Origin of the sequence: Bacillus badius NBRC 15713 (genome assembly GCF_001591605.1) — a bacterium.
In the GTDB taxonomy this organism is placed as follows: domain Bacteria; phylum Bacillota; class Bacilli; order Bacillales; family Domibacillaceae; genus Pseudobacillus; species Pseudobacillus badius.
On sequence record NZ_BCVF01000011.1, the window covers coordinates 72,936 to 89,421 of the forward strand.

The 16,486-nt window shown below is 46.1% G+C and carries 17 protein-coding genes; 2 read left to right on the plus strand and 15 right to left on the minus strand.

Going from position 1 to position 16,486, the window contains the following annotated elements; genetic code table 11:
- Positions 1 to 65: 65 nt before the first annotated feature.
- The 4 genes from dinG to panB all read right to left on the minus strand — a co-directional run bounded on the left by dinG (position 66) and on the right by panB (position 5,178).
- Positions 66 to 2,870, minus strand: coding sequence for an ATP-dependent DNA helicase DinG (gene dinG, locus BBA02S_RS07860; protein WP_041096905.1), 2,805 nt, complete (start codon positions 2,868 to 2,870; stop codon positions 66 to 68).
- A 228-nt stretch (positions 2,871 to 3,098) separates the two neighbouring features.
- Positions 3,099 to 3,482: an aspartate 1-decarboxylase gene (gene panD / locus BBA02S_RS07865; protein WP_041096907.1), complete on the minus strand. Its 384-nt coding sequence runs from the start codon at positions 3,480 to 3,482 to the stop codon at positions 3,099 to 3,101.
- Positions 3,483 to 3,484: 2 nt separating this feature from the next.
- Positions 3,485 to 4,342, minus strand: coding sequence for a pantoate--beta-alanine ligase (panC, locus tag BBA02S_RS07870; RefSeq protein ID WP_041096909.1), 858 nt, complete (start codon positions 4,340 to 4,342; stop codon positions 3,485 to 3,487).
- Positions 4,339 to 5,178: a 3-methyl-2-oxobutanoate hydroxymethyltransferase gene (gene panB, locus BBA02S_RS07875; RefSeq protein ID WP_041096911.1), complete on the minus strand. Its 840-nt coding sequence runs from the start codon at positions 5,176 to 5,178 to the stop codon at positions 4,339 to 4,341. The genes panC and panB overlap by 4 nt, the downstream gene beginning before the upstream one ends.
- Positions 5,179 to 5,475: 297 nt before the next feature.
- On the opposite strand from panB, the gene BBA02S_RS07880 reads away from it, so the two are divergent.
- On the plus strand, positions 5,476 to 6,540 hold the full coding sequence (locus BBA02S_RS07880) for a PQQ-dependent sugar dehydrogenase (protein WP_041113322.1): 1,065 nt from the start codon (positions 5,476 to 5,478) through the stop codon (positions 6,538 to 6,540).
- An 88-nt stretch (positions 6,541 to 6,628) separates the two neighbouring features.
- Here BBA02S_RS07880 and BBA02S_RS07885 read toward each other — a convergent pair whose 3' ends face one another.
- From BBA02S_RS07885 to BBA02S_RS07915, 7 genes are read right to left on the minus strand one after another with little or no spacing between them, the layout of a single operon-like run.
- Entirely contained in the window at positions 6,629 to 7,615 is a 987-nt protein-coding gene (locus tag BBA02S_RS07885; protein ID WP_174521402.1) for a biotin--[acetyl-CoA-carboxylase] ligase, read from the minus strand.
- On the minus strand, positions 7,600 to 8,793 hold the full coding sequence (locus BBA02S_RS07890; RefSeq protein ID WP_041113320.1) for a CCA tRNA nucleotidyltransferase: 1,194 nt from the start codon (positions 8,791 to 8,793) through the stop codon (positions 7,600 to 7,602). The genes BBA02S_RS07885 and BBA02S_RS07890 overlap by 16 nt, the downstream gene beginning before the upstream one ends.
- The gene (gene bshA / locus BBA02S_RS07895) at positions 8,786 to 9,937 is read right to left on the minus strand and encodes an N-acetyl-alpha-D-glucosaminyl L-malate synthase BshA (RefSeq protein ID WP_041096919.1); all 1,152 of its coding nucleotides are present in this window, start codon (positions 9,935 to 9,937) and stop codon (positions 8,786 to 8,788) included. Before bshA ends, BBA02S_RS07890 begins: the two co-directional genes overlap by 8 nt.
- The gene (bshB1, locus tag BBA02S_RS07900; RefSeq protein WP_041096921.1) at positions 9,934 to 10,650 is read right to left on the minus strand and encodes a bacillithiol biosynthesis deacetylase BshB1; all 717 of its coding nucleotides are present in this window, start codon (positions 10,648 to 10,650) and stop codon (positions 9,934 to 9,936) included. Before bshB1 ends, bshA begins: the two co-directional genes overlap by 4 nt.
- Positions 10,637 to 11,050, minus strand: coding sequence for a methylglyoxal synthase (mgsA, locus tag BBA02S_RS07905; RefSeq protein ID WP_041096923.1), 414 nt, complete (start codon positions 11,048 to 11,050; stop codon positions 10,637 to 10,639). Before mgsA ends, bshB1 begins: the two co-directional genes overlap by 14 nt.
- Positions 11,051 to 11,060: 10 nt before the next feature.
- A complete protein-coding gene (dapB, locus tag BBA02S_RS07910; RefSeq protein ID WP_041113414.1) occupies positions 11,061 to 11,861 on the minus strand; it encodes a 4-hydroxy-tetrahydrodipicolinate reductase in 801 nt (266 codons plus the stop codon).
- A 3-nt stretch (positions 11,862 to 11,864) separates the two neighbouring features.
- The gene (locus BBA02S_RS07915; RefSeq protein WP_041113319.1) at positions 11,865 to 12,194 is read right to left on the minus strand and encodes a nucleotide pyrophosphohydrolase; all 330 of its coding nucleotides are present in this window, start codon (positions 12,192 to 12,194) and stop codon (positions 11,865 to 11,867) included.
- A 171-nt stretch (positions 12,195 to 12,365) separates the two neighbouring features.
- On the opposite strand from BBA02S_RS07915, the gene BBA02S_RS07920 reads away from it, so the two are divergent.
- A complete protein-coding gene (locus tag BBA02S_RS07920; RefSeq protein ID WP_041096927.1) occupies positions 12,366 to 13,235 on the plus strand; it encodes a YitT family protein in 870 nt (289 codons plus the stop codon).
- A gap of 90 nt (positions 13,236 to 13,325) precedes the next feature.
- Here the strand turns inward: BBA02S_RS07920 and BBA02S_RS07925 are convergent, their stop codons facing one another.
- From BBA02S_RS07925 to BBA02S_RS07940, 4 genes are all read right to left on the minus strand, one after another.
- Positions 13,326 to 14,006, minus strand: a complete 681-nt coding sequence (locus tag BBA02S_RS07925; RefSeq protein ID WP_041096929.1) for a zinc metallopeptidase — start codon at positions 14,004 to 14,006, stop codon at positions 13,326 to 13,328.
- A gap of 64 nt (positions 14,007 to 14,070) precedes the next feature.
- Positions 14,071 to 14,862 (minus strand): sporulation protein YpjB, encoded by a 792-nt coding sequence (locus BBA02S_RS07930; protein ID WP_052475116.1) that lies wholly within the window; start codon positions 14,860 to 14,862, stop codon positions 14,071 to 14,073.
- A 114-nt stretch (positions 14,863 to 14,976) separates the two neighbouring features.
- Positions 14,977 to 15,570, minus strand: a complete 594-nt coding sequence (gene lhaT / locus BBA02S_RS07935; protein ID WP_041113318.1) for a lipoprotein heptaprenylglyceryl N-acetyltransferase LhaT — start codon at positions 15,568 to 15,570, stop codon at positions 14,977 to 14,979.
- A gap of 112 nt (positions 15,571 to 15,682) precedes the next feature.
- Positions 15,683 to 16,450, minus strand: a complete 768-nt coding sequence (locus BBA02S_RS07940) for a menaquinol-cytochrome c reductase cytochrome b/c subunit (RefSeq protein WP_041096933.1) — start codon at positions 16,448 to 16,450, stop codon at positions 15,683 to 15,685.
- Positions 16,451 to 16,486: the final 36 nt, after the last annotated feature.

Consider the following 16,486-nt stretch of genomic DNA (forward strand, 5'->3'; position numbering starts at 1 on the left):
GCTCCTTTCAATACCGTTAGAGTGCGTCATTCGCTTCTAAAATAAACACAGGCATCTGCCGGAAATCACAGCCATTTTTCAATCACAGACACAACCTCGCCAAGTGAAGCTTCTTCTATAGAAATCGCCGGAATCGACTGCAAAAACGTTTTTCCATACTGATTGGTTTGTATGCGCCGATCAAACACAATAATAATTCCACGATCTGTGCTGCTTCGGATTAACCGGCCGAATCCTTGCCGGAAGCGCAACACAGCCTGAGGCAGGGAATAAGAGGAAAAAGCGTTTTTTCCTGCACGCGCCAGCTGTTCGCTTTTCGCTTGTGCGAACGGCTCATCTGGCGGCGAAAACGGCAGGCGCACAATAACAAGGCAAGATAAGTCCTCTCCCGGAATATCAATTCCTTCCCAAAAGCTGTTTGTGCCAAACAAAATGGCTTTGTCGAAACGCTGAAAATTGCGGGTAAGACGGGAGCGGCTGCCCGTTGTAATTCCCTGGGCCAGCAAAATATAGTCATCGAGAAGACCGCTGTCTTTCATTAAATCATACGTTCTTTTCATCATATCAAACGAAGTGAAAAGCACGAGCATTCTTCCTTTGGCTGCTTCAGCGACTGCTGTCAAGTGGTTAGCCAGCGATTCAATGTACTCTTCCTGATGGACGCTTTTCACTTCCGGCACATCATTAGGAATGATCATTCGGCAATTTTGCTTAAAGTCAAACGGAGATGGCAAAATGGCCTCTTCATGCTCAAAGGAGGATAGCCCTGTTTCTTCAGTAAAGAAGTGAAAAGAGCCGTTAACCGCCAGCGTTGCCGACGTGAACACCACATGCTTTTGCCGAAGGAGCGCCTCTTGAATCATTTTTGCTGCCTCCATTGGATGGGACTTAATCACAAATGTATTGGCAAACGAGCGGCTATCCCCTTCCATCCAAATGACTTCCTCTTCTTCAGGCCGAAAAATCAGCCGTAAAAGGGTGTGCTGCAATTCTTCCCATTCCGAGATTACATCTTTAAAGCTATCCATCTTAACTTGTTCTGAAGCGGTCATTTGTTCCCGGAATTCAGACAGTTGATCCAGCCGCTGCTTCATCCAGTGAATAAGTTCTCCAATCAAAGCATCAATGCGCTCAGCCCCGTACTCAATATGCTCCCAATAAGGCAAGCTTCTTGCTTCATCCGTCAGCCGCAATTGGCGCCGATGCCAGTTTCCTGTCCGCTTTTTCGTATGCTTCTCAAAATACACTTGCAAGACTTTAAACCATTCGTCACTTTCAAATTGCAACTCTTGCAGCTTGCGGTTAACAGCCAGGCGGCCATCTTCTTTGTCTTTCTTCCCGTATTTGGAGACTAGCTTCTCCATATGGTAAAATAATTCTTTTTGCTCATAGGTCCCCATCTTCCCAAAGAGCTGTTTACAAGTCATTTGGTCAATGAACAAACCGAGGCGGTCTCTTGCTGCCCGTTCAAAATGATGAGCTTCATCCACAATAATATGGCGGCAAGCGGGGAAAAACGAGCTTTTAGCAAGCAAATCTGCTACAAGCAGAGAATGGTTAGTGATAACGATATCGGCTTCTTTTGCTTGTTTTTTAGCATGCAAATAAAAATCTTTATCAAGCCAGGCTTTCCGCCCTTTATTCATATAATCATTATCCTGGCGAATGTCATTCCAGAATAACTCGCCGCCTGAGGAAAGGTTAATTTCATCGACATCTCCTGTTTCCGTTTCAAGCAGCCACGTCAAAATTTGCATCTTGGCGAGAGTGAAATCATAATTATCGCTCGTTGCTTTGAGGCTTTGCGAAAATTTGTACAGATCAATATAATGGTTCCTGCCTTTCAATACAGCGGCTGTGACCGGAAACGGACAGATTTGCTGCAGCTGGCGAATTTCCTTTTGCAGCAGCTGCTGTTGCAAAATCACCGTATAAGTGCTGACGATCACGGGCTCCTTCTCCTGTTTGCTTTGATAGACAGCCGGCAGGAGATAACCGAGAGATTTCCCTGTGCCGGTTCCTGCTTCGACCGCTAAATGCTTGGACGTTTGCATGGAGTTGTGTATCAAATCCATCATGTCTGCCTGGCTTTGACGAAGCTCAAAATGAGGAATCGCCGCGATCAGTGCCGCTTTCTCCTCGTCTGTTTCCGGATAAACCGGCGGAGTTTTTTCGATCACCCTGCCTACAATGTTCTTTTTGCGCATAGCGAGACCCCGATATACTTCCACCTGTTCAGGAAGCTGTTCAATATTGGATTGCTTCTCCTGAATAATCGCTTTAATCAGTAAATAAATGTCGCTCTTCAGCCTTACAGCCAGACGCGCCATCTGCTCAAGCGTCACCATCGGAAGGCCCTCAAGCTTCTCTATCATTAACAACAGCATTTCCGCTGTTACATAGGCATCACTATCCGCCTGATGGGGACGGTCATGCTGCAGCCCCAGATTGCCTGTCAATTCTCCCAGCTTAAAGCTGTCCGATGTCGGCCAAACAATTCTCGCCAGCTCGACCGTATCAATAGCAGCACCGGAAAACGTCCGGTATCCGGCTCTTTCAAGTTCGGATTGCAGGAATTGAAGATCAAAGGCAACATTATGAGCGACGAAAACAGCCCCATCTAACAGCGGCAGAATCTCCTTAGCCGCTTCATAAAAGAGCGGGGCATCTTTCACTCGTTCATCTGAAATGCCTGTCAGCTCTTCGATGAAAGCGGGAATCGGCACTTCCGGATTAAAAAAAGAAGTGTATTGTCCGGTAATTTGTTTATTTTTAATTACGACAAAGGAGGCCTGGATAATGCGGTCATTTCCTTTCGACGCATGGCCGGTCGTTTCAAAGTCGGTTACGACAAATTTTAAATCCTTCATAGTCGGTTACGCACCTTTTTCTGTTAAACTTTCTCTTTCCAGTTTAACATATGGATTCGCCTGAGAGCCAGAAGAGACAAAAGCTCGCTCATAAATCACGCTTTCTTTTTTCTGTAACGGCAAGCTTTTTCATCCGAGCATAAAAGCCGAGAACCTCTCTCCTGTGAAAGAGAACGGGCTCTCGGCTGATCCTGCTTACCTATATACGCTGTTACATCCGCATCGGCATTATAGGATGGTACCGGCGATTTCCTCGTGAAGAAGCTGTTCAATTTCATTATTTTCTCCAGCAACCACTACTTTTGGCTGATGATCCTTTACTTTCTCTTCAGCAACCATTGCATACGAGATAATAATCACCTTATCGCCGGGCTGCACAAGTCTTGCTGCCGCCCCGTTTAAACAAATGACGCCGCTGTTGCGCTCGCCTGGGATAATATAAGTTTCCAAACGGGCCCCATTATTGTTATTAACGATTTGCACTTTCTCATTTGCCATCATCCCGGCAGCATCCAGTAAATTTTGATCGATCGTAATGCTGCCAACATAGTTTAAATTTGCTTCCGTCACCGTCGCGCGATGGATTTTTCCATTCATCATTGTACGAAACATACTCAGCCTTCCTCTCCAGCAGTAAAAATAATGTTATCAATTAAACGGGCTTTTGAATACTTCACAGCCGCAGCCAAAATCATCTTCCCCTCTGCTTTTTTCAGCGGCATTAAGCCGGGATAGGAAAGCAATTCGACGTAGTCAATCGCTGCGCCCGCATAAGCTGTTAAATGGGAAATGGTCAAATCAACAATCGCTTGCACGTTTTCTTCTCCTTGCGCAGCTGCTTGGACACCAAGCTTAAGGGCCTGCTGCAAATGCGGAGCCTTCATGCGTTCTTCTTCCGTTAAGTAGACATTTCTGGAACTCTTCGCAAGCCCGTCTTCTTCACGAACCGTATCTACCCCGACAAGCTTTACGGGAAAATTCAACGACTTTACCAAACCGTCAATAATCGCAAACTGCTGGGCATCTTTTAACCCGAAATAAGCGGTATCGGGCTCAGCTAAGTGAAAGAGCTTCGTCACGACAGTTACAACCCCGTCAAAATGGCCAGGGCGTTTGACTCCGCAAAGCTTGTCCGTTCTTGAAGTTACGGTCATTGCGATGATAGATGGCTCCGGATACATTTCCTCCACATCAGGAGTAAACAAACAATCAACCCCTGCCCCTGCAGCCAATTGCTCATCTCGCTCCAGGTTCCGCGGATAACGCTCAAAGTCTTCATCTGGCCCGAATTGCAGCGGATTGACAAAAATACTCATAATGACCGCTTCATTTTCCTCCCGCGCTTTTTGGACCAAAGCGAGGTGCCCCTCATGAAGAAAGCCCATTGTTGGCACGAGACCGATCCGGTGTCCTGCTTTCTTTGCTGCCTGAACAAATTCCTTTAACTCTTGAATGGTTTTTACTACTTTCATGAGCGCGCTCCTCCGTATAAAGCTTCCAATTCTTCTTCTTTCATTGTAAATGTATGCTCCTGTCCGGGAAACGCTCCGCTTTTCACTTCTGTCACATAGGTGGAAATGGCTGGAGCAATCTGATCGTTCACATTGCTATACGATTTCACAAATTTCGGCGTCCGGCTCACACCATATTGAATCAAATCATGGTAGACAAGCACCTGTCCATCTGTTTCCTTGCCTGCCCCTATGCCAATAACAGGAATAGTAAGAGCACCTGCGACCTCAGCAGCAATCTGGCGAGGAACACATTCCAGCACCGCCATAAAAGCACCTGCCTGCTCCAGCTTCTTCGCATCCTCGAGCAGCTTTCTGGCCGCTTCTGCTGTCTTGCCCTGCACTTTATATCCGCCGAGAACGCCTACAGATTGCGGTGTCAAACCTAGGTGAGCCACTGTTGGCACACCCGCGCGCGTCAGATCGCGGATCGCTTCTTCTGCCTCTTCGCCGCCTTCTATTTTGACGGCATGGGCACCCGCTTCCTGCATCAACGCTCTCGCTGCCCGCATAGTCTCCTCCCGGCTGATATGATAAGACATAAAAGGCAGATCAGTGACGATAAAAGTCTCTTTCGCCCCTCTTTTGACCGCCTTCGTATGATGAATCATATCATCGAGCGTCACTGGAACGGTCGATTCATAACCAAGCACGACCATCCCGAGCGAATCACCGACTAAAAGGATATCCGCTCCGCCTTCTTCAGACAGCTTGGCAGAGGGATAATCATACGCAGTAATCATCGCAATCTTTTCCCCGTTCTTTTTCATCTTGATAAAGTCACTCGTTTGCTTCATGCACGCTTCCTCCTTTTTTCATCAGAGGAGACGAAACAATGAGTAAATAAAAAGGGTCCTTCAGACAGAAGGACCCGAATAATCAGATTCGTTGTTTCGACCCTCTGTCCCTGTCCAATTTGGATCAAGGCAGAACTTTCGCTTATTTCATTGTGCCAGCGGCTAAACGTCAGACAAGTGCAGTTCTTTCTTCAGATACTGCCCGCCTTCATTATAACAACATCTTTTTTTTTTGACTATTGTAAATTGATCGGCTCATGATAATATGAGGAACAAAGCGAACATGGGGGTGTGAAAATGAAGAAGGGGCTTTTGGCTGCTGTTCTGCTGTTTTCCGGATGCTCTGCGTCTGATCAAACGGATTCTTCAGAAACGGCTCCAGCCAGTTCATCTAGCCAAACAAAAGTCGCAGCAGACAACTTAGAGGTGCCCTGGACCATTGCCAAGCAGGATGAAAGCTTTTTTATCACCGAGCGTAAAGGCACTATTATTCAAATTGACGGGGATGGAAAGAAAAAAAGGATGGAGCTTCAATTAAACGAGCCGGTCCTTCATGAAGGAGAAGGCGGTCTATTGGGTTTTGTGCTGGACGATGATTTTTCCAAAAACAAGCTTGCTTACGCCTATCATACCTATTTAAAAAAAGGAAAAATCATGAATCGGATCGTCCAAATTAAAAAGCAGCCGGACATTTGGCGGGAAACTAAGGAGCTGCTGGCCGATATTCCCGGCGGTCCGATCCATAATGGCGGACGCCTCGCCATCGGTCCTGACGGCAAGCTGTTTGCCACAGCAGGAGATGCCGGCGTTAAAGAATCCGCCCAAGATAAGCAGCAGCTGGCCGGAAAAATTTTGCGGTTGAATGTCGATGGCTCTGTTCCTGAGGACAACCCCTTCAATGGCTCATACGTTTTTTCTTATGGCCATCGCAACCCGCAAGGCATGGCTTGGGATACAGATGGAACGATGTATGCGGCTGAACACGGGCAAAGTGCGCATGATGAAATAAATCGAATTGAAGCCGGAAAAAATTATGGATGGCCGCTTATCGAAGGAGAAGAGCACAAGGCAGGAATGGAGGCACCGCTTATCCACTCTGGAGAAGAAACCTGGGCGCCATCTGGAATTGCTTACAGCAACGGCCGGCTCTTTATCGCTACCCTTAGAGGAGAAAAACTGCTCTCCCTCGATCTTCAGCAGAAAGAACTCACCGTCCCGCTCGAAAACGCAGGCCGCCTTAGAGACGTATACGTTAATGGGAAATACGTGTACGTGGCAACTAATAATACGGATGGCCGGGGCACGCCTTCTGAAGAAGATGATCGGCTGCTTATATTACCGAACGATGCCGCCAGCAAGTAATCCCCGTTAAAGAACGACCAGCAAAGCAGCAAAAGCTGTCCGGCAGATAGAGGCTTAATCTCCCGGCCGGACAGCTTTTATAGAAATATTATTCTTCTTTTTTATCAATTTCAATATCCGCTGAGTAAATATCGTGGATGGTTCCTTCCTCATCAAGCAGCTTTAATACGCCTTCTTCAGTAATGCCAAGTGCTTTGCCATGCAGCGTGCCGGTCACCGTCCGGGCGGTGATCTTTTTGCCGATAGAAAGCGCATATTTCTCCCAGCATTTTTTAATGTTAGCAAATCCTTCCTTCATGTATTCTTCATAGTATCCCTCAAGTTTTTTTAAAATCTCCTGAACTAATTGGGAGCGTGACACAGCTTCTCCTTTTTCAATAGCAAGAGATGTGGCAATTTCTTTGAGTTCATCAGGAAATTCTTTTTGGTTCACATTAATGCCGATACCGATAATGATAGAATGAATCTGGTCTGCATCCGCCTGCAGCTCCGTTAAGATGCCAGTAATCTTCTTTCCGTTTAACAAAATGTCATTAGGCCATTTAATTTCCGGCTGCAATCCAGTCACTTCCATGATAGCTTCGACAATCGCCACAGCGGTGATCAAGGTAAATTGCGGGGCCTTGTAAGGAGGCAAGGATGGCCGCAAAAGAACACTCATCCAAATGCCCGTGTATTTTGGAGAATGCCAGGCTCTTGTCATCCGGCCCCGTCCGGCTGTTTGTTCTTCTGCAATGACGATGGTTCCTTCCTTAAAGGGCTCCTGCGCCAAGCGATGGGCTTCCTTTTGAGTAGAAGGAGTAGAATCCAGCGCTAGAATTTCTTTGCCAAGCCACTCCGTTTGCAAGCCAATTAAAATTTCATTTTCTGTTACTTTATCCGGCTTGGTTAAAATGCGATACCCTTTTTTTCTTACTGCTTCTAGCTCAAAGCCTTCCTGACGCAGCGATTCAATATGCTTCCAGATGGCTGTCCGCGAACAGCCAAGAATTTCCGCAAGCGCCTGGCCGGATACAAACTCTCCATCGGCCTTTGAGAATGCTTCTAATAACTGCTGTTTTACAGAAGATTGCACGCTTCTAGCCACTCCTTTATTTTTTCTGGGTCATTTTCTACAGTTTTTTCGACAACAGCCCGTTCAATTCTCTCCAAATAGCTTTTCATCCACGGACCGCCTGCTTCATTTTTCCATGCTTTTAACTCTTGACCGGTGACCGCAAGCTCCTTCCTGTCTCTGATTGGAAGGGAGTTATGACGCTCTCTAAGCTCTTCCAGGCTGGCAGAACGGCCGCATAAAAGGGCATTTACCGCTTCTGCATCCACTGCCCGTTCAACCCCTGCCTCATATAAGGCTAAGTCGGACCAGCCGCAAAGGCGCTGTTTCAGCGACCATTCGTAGGTTCCAGCTATATGCTTTATTTTTTTAGCAGGCATCCGCCAGGCCTTCAGCCAATCCAGCGGCTTGTCCGGTGTAAGGAGAACAAGCAGCAAAAGCCACTTTTGGCTGGCGGTTAATCGGCTAAGATCATAAGTAAGCATTTGCTCAAGCAGTTTTTCCTGGCCGCAAAGACCTGGCAAGTAAGCAAGCAAGCCGCCTTCAAGCATGACCTGTAGACCCTCTGCCGCTTTTCTTCCGGCGAACAGTTTATTCATCTCCATTAATTTCCGTTCAACAGCAATATGCTTCAATAGCGGGGCACAGCGGCTAAGCGCCTCTTTCGTTTGCTCGTGCAGCCGAAACCCGAGCTGGCTAGCAAACCGGGCCGCCCTCATCATGCGGAGGGCATCTTCTGAAAACCGCTCATTGGCATCGCCGACCGTTTGAATATATCCTAACTTTAAAGCTTCCCTGCCGTTAAAAGGGTCTATAATCGTTCCAAACCGGTCCATGGCCATTGCATTCATCGTAAAATCTCTTCGCTGTAAGTCCTCCTCCAGTGTTCGGACGAACGACACTTTGTCAGGACGACGAAAGTCCTTATACTCCGACTCTGTTCGAAAGGTAGTGATTTCATAACCTTCTCCCTTCCAAATTACAAGCACAGTTCCATGTTCAATTCCCACATCAACTGTTTTCGGAAAGATCTGCTTCACCTCTTCCGGCAATGCGGCGGTTGCAATATCAACATCTCCAATTGGACGGTCCAATAAATAATCCCTGACAGCTCCTCCGACATAATAAGCAGCAAACCCCGCCTTCTCCAACTCAGCAAGCAGCGGGGCGGCCTGTTCAAACATCGATTGGTTATTCATGACCGGCACCTGCCTGTTCGAGAAGCAGGTTAAAATACAGCGTTTCATATTCATGAACAATTTTTTGTGAATCAAAGCGCGTTTGCACTGTTTTTAGCGCCTGTTCACTGGCCTTTTGATAAAACTCTTCATCCGTCAGCAGCTGCAGGGCTTGTGCTGTCATCGACTCGATATCTCCTAACTCAGAGGTAAAACCGTTTCTTCCATGTTCAATAACCTCCGGGATACCGCCGACATTTGTACCGATGCAAGGCACACCGCAAGCCATCGCCTCTAATAGCACAAGACCAAAGCTTTCCTTTTCAGAGAGCAGCAGCAAAAGGTCGCTGAGTGCGTACAGCTCTTCTAAATTATCTTGCTTGCCAAGAAACAGGACGCTTCCCTCAAGCTGCAGCTCGGAAACAAGCTTGCAGACGATTGTCATTTCCGGCCCATCGCCAACTAGAAGCAGCTTTGCCGGCATCTTCTCCCTCACCCGTTTAAAGACACGGACTACATCAGGAACCCGCTTGACGCTTCGGAAGTTCGACACATGCATGATCACTTTATCTTCATCGGCAATTCCCAGTTCGTGACGCAGCTGGTCATTGGCCGGTCTTTTCCGATAAACCCGTTCATCGATAAAGTTGTAAATCGGCTGAATCTTCTTCTTTGGATAAATGACATCCATCGTCTGAGAGATCAGCGCATGGGAAACGGCTGTTACAGCATCTGATTCTTCAATGCCAAAGCGGATAGCTGCCGACAGAGAAGGATCATGGCCAAGCACAGTAATGTCCGTGCCATGAAGTGTAGTCACAATTTTAATGCTGGAACGTGCGATTTGCCGGCCAAGAATGGCGCAAACGGCATGCGGAATCGCATAGTGCACATGTAAAATATCAAGCTCTTCCCTTTTAATAATTTCAGCAATTTTATTAGCTAACGCGATCTCATATGGCGGATATTGAAAAACAGAGTATTGATTCACGTCTACTTGATGAAAATAAATATTAGGATACATCCGGTTTAATCTAAACGGACGGCCAGTTGTAATAAAATGAATTTCATGCCCTTTTTCTGCGAGCAGCTTTCCCAGCTCTGATGCCACTACTCCGGAACCGCCAACAGTGGGGTAACACGTAATTCCTATTTTTAATTTCATTCTAAATCCCCAATCAAATCTTGTTCTAATACTAGCGGGACGTTTGTCAGAAAACCTTCTGCAAATGTCCGCCCTACTTCTTTGCCCATCAGGCGGTCCCTTGCTTCCACCGCTTCGATATAGCCATTCGTTAAGGGTGTCGCAACAGAGTGCGCTCCGATTTCGAATTGACTTTCGTACGCACGCAGGCTTTGTTTTTTCCTATCCATGAAGTTACTGATATCTATACAAAAATCAGGATGGTGAAAGCCATTAATCATATAAAAATACAATCGGCTGGCTTTATGAGCGCCTTCATGGCCGGGCGTTTGATATTTTCTGATCCCGGCAGAAAAAAAAGCTTCCTGGACGATGCGGGAGCAGGCGCCATGATCAGGATGGCGGTCTTTTTCATAAGGGGCAAAAATAACTGTCGGACGGTAACGGCGAATCATCTCAGCTACCGCCCGAATGGCCTCCTCCGTTAAAAAAAGGCCCCTATCAGGCAAATCCAGACCCACTCTCTCATAAACACCGAGAAGGGAGGCTGCTTCTTTCGCTTCTGCCAACCGGGAAGCAACTGTACCGTTCGATGACAGTTCCGCTTTTGTCAAATCGCAGAAAATGACTTTTTTTCCGGCAGCCGCATACTTGGCAGCTGTTCCGCCCATGCCGATCTCAATATCATCGGCATGAGCGCCGAAAGCAAGAATGTCTGCTTTAACTGTTTCCATAAGTAGGCCTCTTTCCTTGTAGTTGATCAAAATCGCCCCGCTTCAGTCCTTCTGCTAAAATCGTTCCAGTGCCAATATTGGTAGCGAGCGGCACTGTGTATACATCACAAAGCCGTACAAGTGCCGAAACATCCGGCTCATGCGGCTGGGCCGTCAGCGGATCTCTGAAAAAGAAAACTAAGTCCATTTCTCCTCTGGCAATGCTCGCTCCGATTTCCTGGTCTCCGCCAAGCGGGCCCGATTGAAAACAGTGGATCGACAGCCCTGAGGCCTTCATCAGCCGCCGCCCGGTCGTGCCAGTGGCGAAGAGCTCATGCTCTGAAAAGACATCTGCATGCTCCAAAAAAAATTGGATTAAATCATCTTTTTTCTCATCATGGGCAATTAAAGCGATTTTCATAAGCGTCTCCTCAGTCTAAAATATTTTCCATGCCGTAAATCAGCGTTTCCACCTTCATGACTGTTTCTACGCACATTTTGACGCCTGACATAAATGAAGCGCGATTATAAGAATCATGGCGGATTGTGAGCGTTTCGCCATCTGCTCCAAACAACACCTGCTGATGGGCAACGAGTCCCGGCAAACGGACGCTGTGAAGATGCATGCCTTCCATATCTGCTCCACGCGCACCCGTCATTGTTTCTTTTTCTTCCGGATGGCCTTGCTGCTTCTTCTCCCTTACTGCAGCAATCATTTGAGCGGTTTTAATAGCGGTTCCAGATGGAGCATCCAGCTTCCGGTCATGGTGCAGCTCAATAATCTCCACATTTTGAAAATACTTAGCAGCCATTTGCGAAAACTTCATCATTAATACTGCCCCAATGGCAAAGTTAGGGGCAATAATGCAGCCAAGGCCTTTTTCCTCAGAAAGCTTTTTTAGTTCTGTCAATTGCTCTTCTGTAAGCCCTGTTGTACCGACAACCGGCCGAATATTATGTTCCAATGCAGTTTTTGTATGTATATATCCCGTTTCTGGCGTTGTTAAGTCAATCAGCACATCGGCTTCTACCTCGCTAAAACATTCGTGAATATCTGTGAACACAGGGGCATCTATTCCTGCAAACCCTTCAAGATCACTTAAGGACTGGCGGTTATACTTGCGATCCAAAACAGCCGTCAGCTGCAAATTTTCAGCTTTCTCCACCATATAAACCGCTTCTTTTCCCATTCTGCCGCGCGGCCCGGCGATAATAACTTTAATTGATTCCATCATTTATTCCCCCTCTTTTCTCGTCCAGCGATCTTTATCTCTTGTATTAAACTTCTCCATCACTTGCTTATGAGCTGCCTCTAAATCAATATTTAATGAATTGGCTAAACAGACGATGACAAATTGCAAGTCACCAAGCTCCTCTGCAATTGTTTTTGCCTCTTCGGTTGCTTTCTTAGGTTTCTCCCCATGATGATGGTTCACTTCACGCGCCAGCTCCCCCAGCTCTTCTGTCAAACGGGCCATCATGGCAAGCGGGCTGAAATAGCCTTCTTTAAATTGGCTAATGTACTCATCGACTTCTTTTTGCATTTCTTTGATTGTCTTATCCATGTCTTCCCTGCTTTCTTCCTTTAATAATTTTATGTTAGCTAATTCTTAAGTAGTTGACAATGAATTTATCCTTCTGCCCTCTCTATTCCTTATTGTAGGATGCCATATTGTTAATATATAATGTCAGTTACCGGCAGTTGTCTTAATTTTGAATATAAAGGTGGTTCCCCTATGATGTTTGGCATGAAATTTAAAAACATTTTCTTCATTCTGCTTGGCAGCGCCATTTACAGTTTTGGCCTTGTTCATTTTAATATGGAAAATAAGCTGGCAGAAGGCGGTTTTACCGGTGTCACACTTTTACTGTACAATTTATATAATATTGATCCGTCCTACTCCAACTTAGTTCTTAACATTCCTATTTTTCTCATTGGCTGGAGGCTGCTGGGACGGACGCCTTTCTTTTATACAGTAATCGGTACGGTAAGCGTTTCCGTTTTTTTATGGGTTTTCCAGCGGTATCAGCTGCCTATTCCGCTGCATGACGATTTATTTCTCGCTGCTTTATTTGCCGGTGTCTTTATCGGAGTCGGACTTGGAATTATTTTCCGTTACGGCGGAACGACCGGGGGAGTGGATATTATTGCCCGCCTCGTTCATAAATATCGAAGCGTCAGCATGGGGAAAACAATGTTTTTATTTGATGCTGTCGTGATTACCGCTTCACTGACATACCTTGATTACCGGCAGGCCATGTATACCCTTGTTGCTGTGTTCGTCGGTGCCCGCGTCATTGACTTTATGCAGGAAGGCGCTTATGCAGCCAGAGGAGCAATGATTATTTCCAGCCGGCATGATGAAATTGCCGAGAAAATTACAAAGCAAATGGAACGAGGTGTTACCGTTTTAAGAGGCCACGGCGCATTTACACAGCAGGAACGTGAAGTTCTCTACTGCGTTGTTGGCAAAAATGAAATTGTCCGCCTTAAGAACATTATTAACTCGGTTGATCCGCATGCTTTTGTTTCCGTAACGGTTGTTCATGATGTGCTCGGCGAAGGCTTTACTCTTGATGAGAACAAACAACCCATTGAAATATAAAAAAGCAGGAAGGCCTGGGGTCTTCCTGCTTTTCTTCTTTCACGGCTGTACCGGAAAGAACAGTTGCTAAAGCAAAGCCGACGCTTCACCTTACTCCTCGCTGCGCTGCATGCCTGTAAAGATAAAGATTAGACGGGCGAGCTCAAGCACGGCTACTGCCGCTGCCGCAACATACGTCATCGCTGCTGCATTCAACACTTTACGCGCCTCCCGCTCCTCTGTATTACGGATAATTCCCGATGAAACGACTTGGTCCATCGCACGGGAGGAGGCATTAAATTCAACAGGCAGCGTAACTAGCTGAAACAAAACAGCTGCCGCCATTAAAATAATCCCGATCATAAAGGCGCCCGTCATCGATGTAAATAGCCCAATCATAATGAAAATCCATGACAAGTTGGATCCGATATTAGCTACCGGCACAAGCGCATGCCGGAAACGCAGAAAAGCATACCCTTCTTTATCTTGAATCGCGTGGCCGACTTCGTGGGCTGCGACAGCAGCTGCCGCAATCGAATGACCATGGTAGTTATTTGGAGAAAGATGAACCGTTTTTGTCATAGGATTGTAATGGTCGCTTAAAAAACCTCGTGTCTCTACGACTTTTACATGCGGGAGACCGTTTTCGTCCAAAATTCGCCGGGCAGATTGCGCCCCGGTAATGCCGGTAGAAACAGGAACGCGTGAATATTTGCTGTATGTGCTTTTTACTTTCATTTGTGCCCAGAGTGGAACGAGGATAAGAAGAAGAAAGTAAAGAAGAAAACTCATCGTTTAGTGTTACCCCCTATAGTTATTCACTTCTCTTTTATTTTATCCTCTTCCCGTTTTTGTATCAATTATTCTGCTCTGTGCTTCCATCCTTCTTCTCTCCCTTATATTTCCTCCATCCGACGTAAGACAGCGTCATGATAATAATGCCGCCGGTAATGCTGATGACCCATCCAAGAGAAGGCTGGGCTGCATCCTCTTTCTTCATCTCGGCAAATACCCTCTCCATAGTCTTTTCAAGCTCTTGAATCTCAGCTTCAGCAGTCGCTTCTCCCAATAGCTTCTCCCCATTGCGCTCCATGTAGCGAACTTGTTCATCGAGCAGCCGGACCTTATTTGCAGAAACATCTACCTGCAGGCTTGGCTGAATTATATAATAATTAGCTAAAAACCGGTTCAATGATTCATGAAACGCCGAGGAATCAGCCGTAACTGAAGAATTTTTTAAAGATTGCAGAGAAGACATAACCGGCTGCTCCATTTCGATCCACAAGGGCTGATAACGGGAAACAATTGCATCCGCTACGAGCCGAAACGTTGTAACAGCTTCTAAAATTTCTCTTTCTTTTCCATCAGGAGAGTCTATTACTTGCAGCGCTTCAGCAAGAGCCGTTGATAAAATCGTCCAATCTTCCACAGAAAGCTCACTGTCCTTAACTTGGGGTTGTACAAGTTCAAGCTGGACAGCTTTCAGCTGGGCTTGGGCATTTTCATAATGACCGGCTTTTGTCAACTCTAGAGCCTGGCCGGCTATTTGATCGAATCTAAGAAGGCGGGCATCGGCATCCTTAGCCTGAGTATGAATGGGAATGATAAACAAGAAACAAATAAGAAACAAACACTTTATTTTTTTCATTTCTCTCCCTCCTCCGCTCCTGCTGTTAATATATGCATGAGCGAACAAAACGAGAAGAGAAACTTCTCCGCAAAGACCGGGAAGCCGCTACAGCGTCTTTTTTCTTTCGTCCCCCTAGTAGAGCGTCCACTTGACACGCTTTTCCCTGACGGTTAAATACCAAGCAAGGAAAATGGAAAGAACACTTAACCAAAAAGTAAAATAACCAATTTCTTTAATGTATAAATTCAACTGCGAATAAACGGGATACTGCATAAATACATAATCAATGATTTCATTGTGTAAAGCCCAAAGAGCAGCAATGGCTAAATGCCACGGCTTTATCCGGTAAAACGGGGAATAAAGCAGCCCCTGCACAGCCATGCCTAAATGTGAGGCCATCAGCATATACCCTTCCCATGGCAAATAGCCTGTCACCTTCCATACGAGCCCATTCATAACAACTGCCCATATTCCGTATTTAAATAAAGTGACAATCGCTAACGCTTCCATAAGCCCCCACGACTTTCTCCACAAAAACCCAAGCAAAACAATTGTGAAAAACAAGCTGGCCGTCGGGCTATCAGGAACAAAGGGCCAAAAAAACCAATCGGTGCGGGCCAGCTGCGGCGCATACCAGATATAACCGTAAATCGTACCGACTAAGTTAATAACAAAAAGCAGGAGCAAAAATTTTCTGTTCGCTAAAAACCAGTATACATATTGCAACGCAGCACCATCCTATCTTCTTTGCTTCATCCATACGCTCAATTCGAACGATTCACTGTCATTATATAGAAAAAAAGATGCCCTATTCAACATAGGGCATCTTTCGCGTTCATTATTTTAGGTTAGAAATAAATTCTGCCATTTTGTCGAGCTCTTCATCTGTGCCTTTAAACAATCCAGCAGGCATAGCGCCTCGCCCTTCTTTGGCAATCTTTTTGATTTCGTCCGGCTTTAATCCTGTGCCGACAAGCGATGGTGCAGCAGCACCGCCAGTCAAGTTCTCCCCATGACAGCTGATACAGCCGTTTTTCTGATCGGCAAAGACTTTATAGCCTTCATCGTTCTTGTCAAATTCTGCTTCTTCCACAATCTTACCTTGGGCTTCAGCAGCTTCCCAATCATGGTGAACAACAGATTCCCAAGTTAAGAAAATAACGGATACTAAAGCAAGCATCATGAATCCAGTCGCAAATGGACGTTTCATCGGTCTGCGCTCTGGTCCGCGGTCAATAAACGGAGCAAGTAAAAGTCCTCCGAAAGCAAGTCCCGGAATAACGAAAGCTCCAATAACGTTATAAGGACCAGAAGCATAAGTATATTTCAATAACTGGTAAAGAAACAAAAAGTACCAGTCTGGAAGCGGAATATAACCTGTATCCGTTGGATCCGCGACACGCTCAAGCGGAGATGGATGCGCGACTGTCAAACATAAATAACCAATTAAGAAAACGGCACCAACCATCCACTCTTTTAATAAAAAGTTCGGCCAAAAGGCTTCGGTTTTTCCCGGATATTCCGAATAGTCTTTCGGAATATTCGGTTTGCGCACTGCCGGGACACGCGAATCACCAACGAATTTCATCCCTTTTCCACGATGCATGGCGTTCCCCTCCTTTAAAAAGATCGTTACACATTC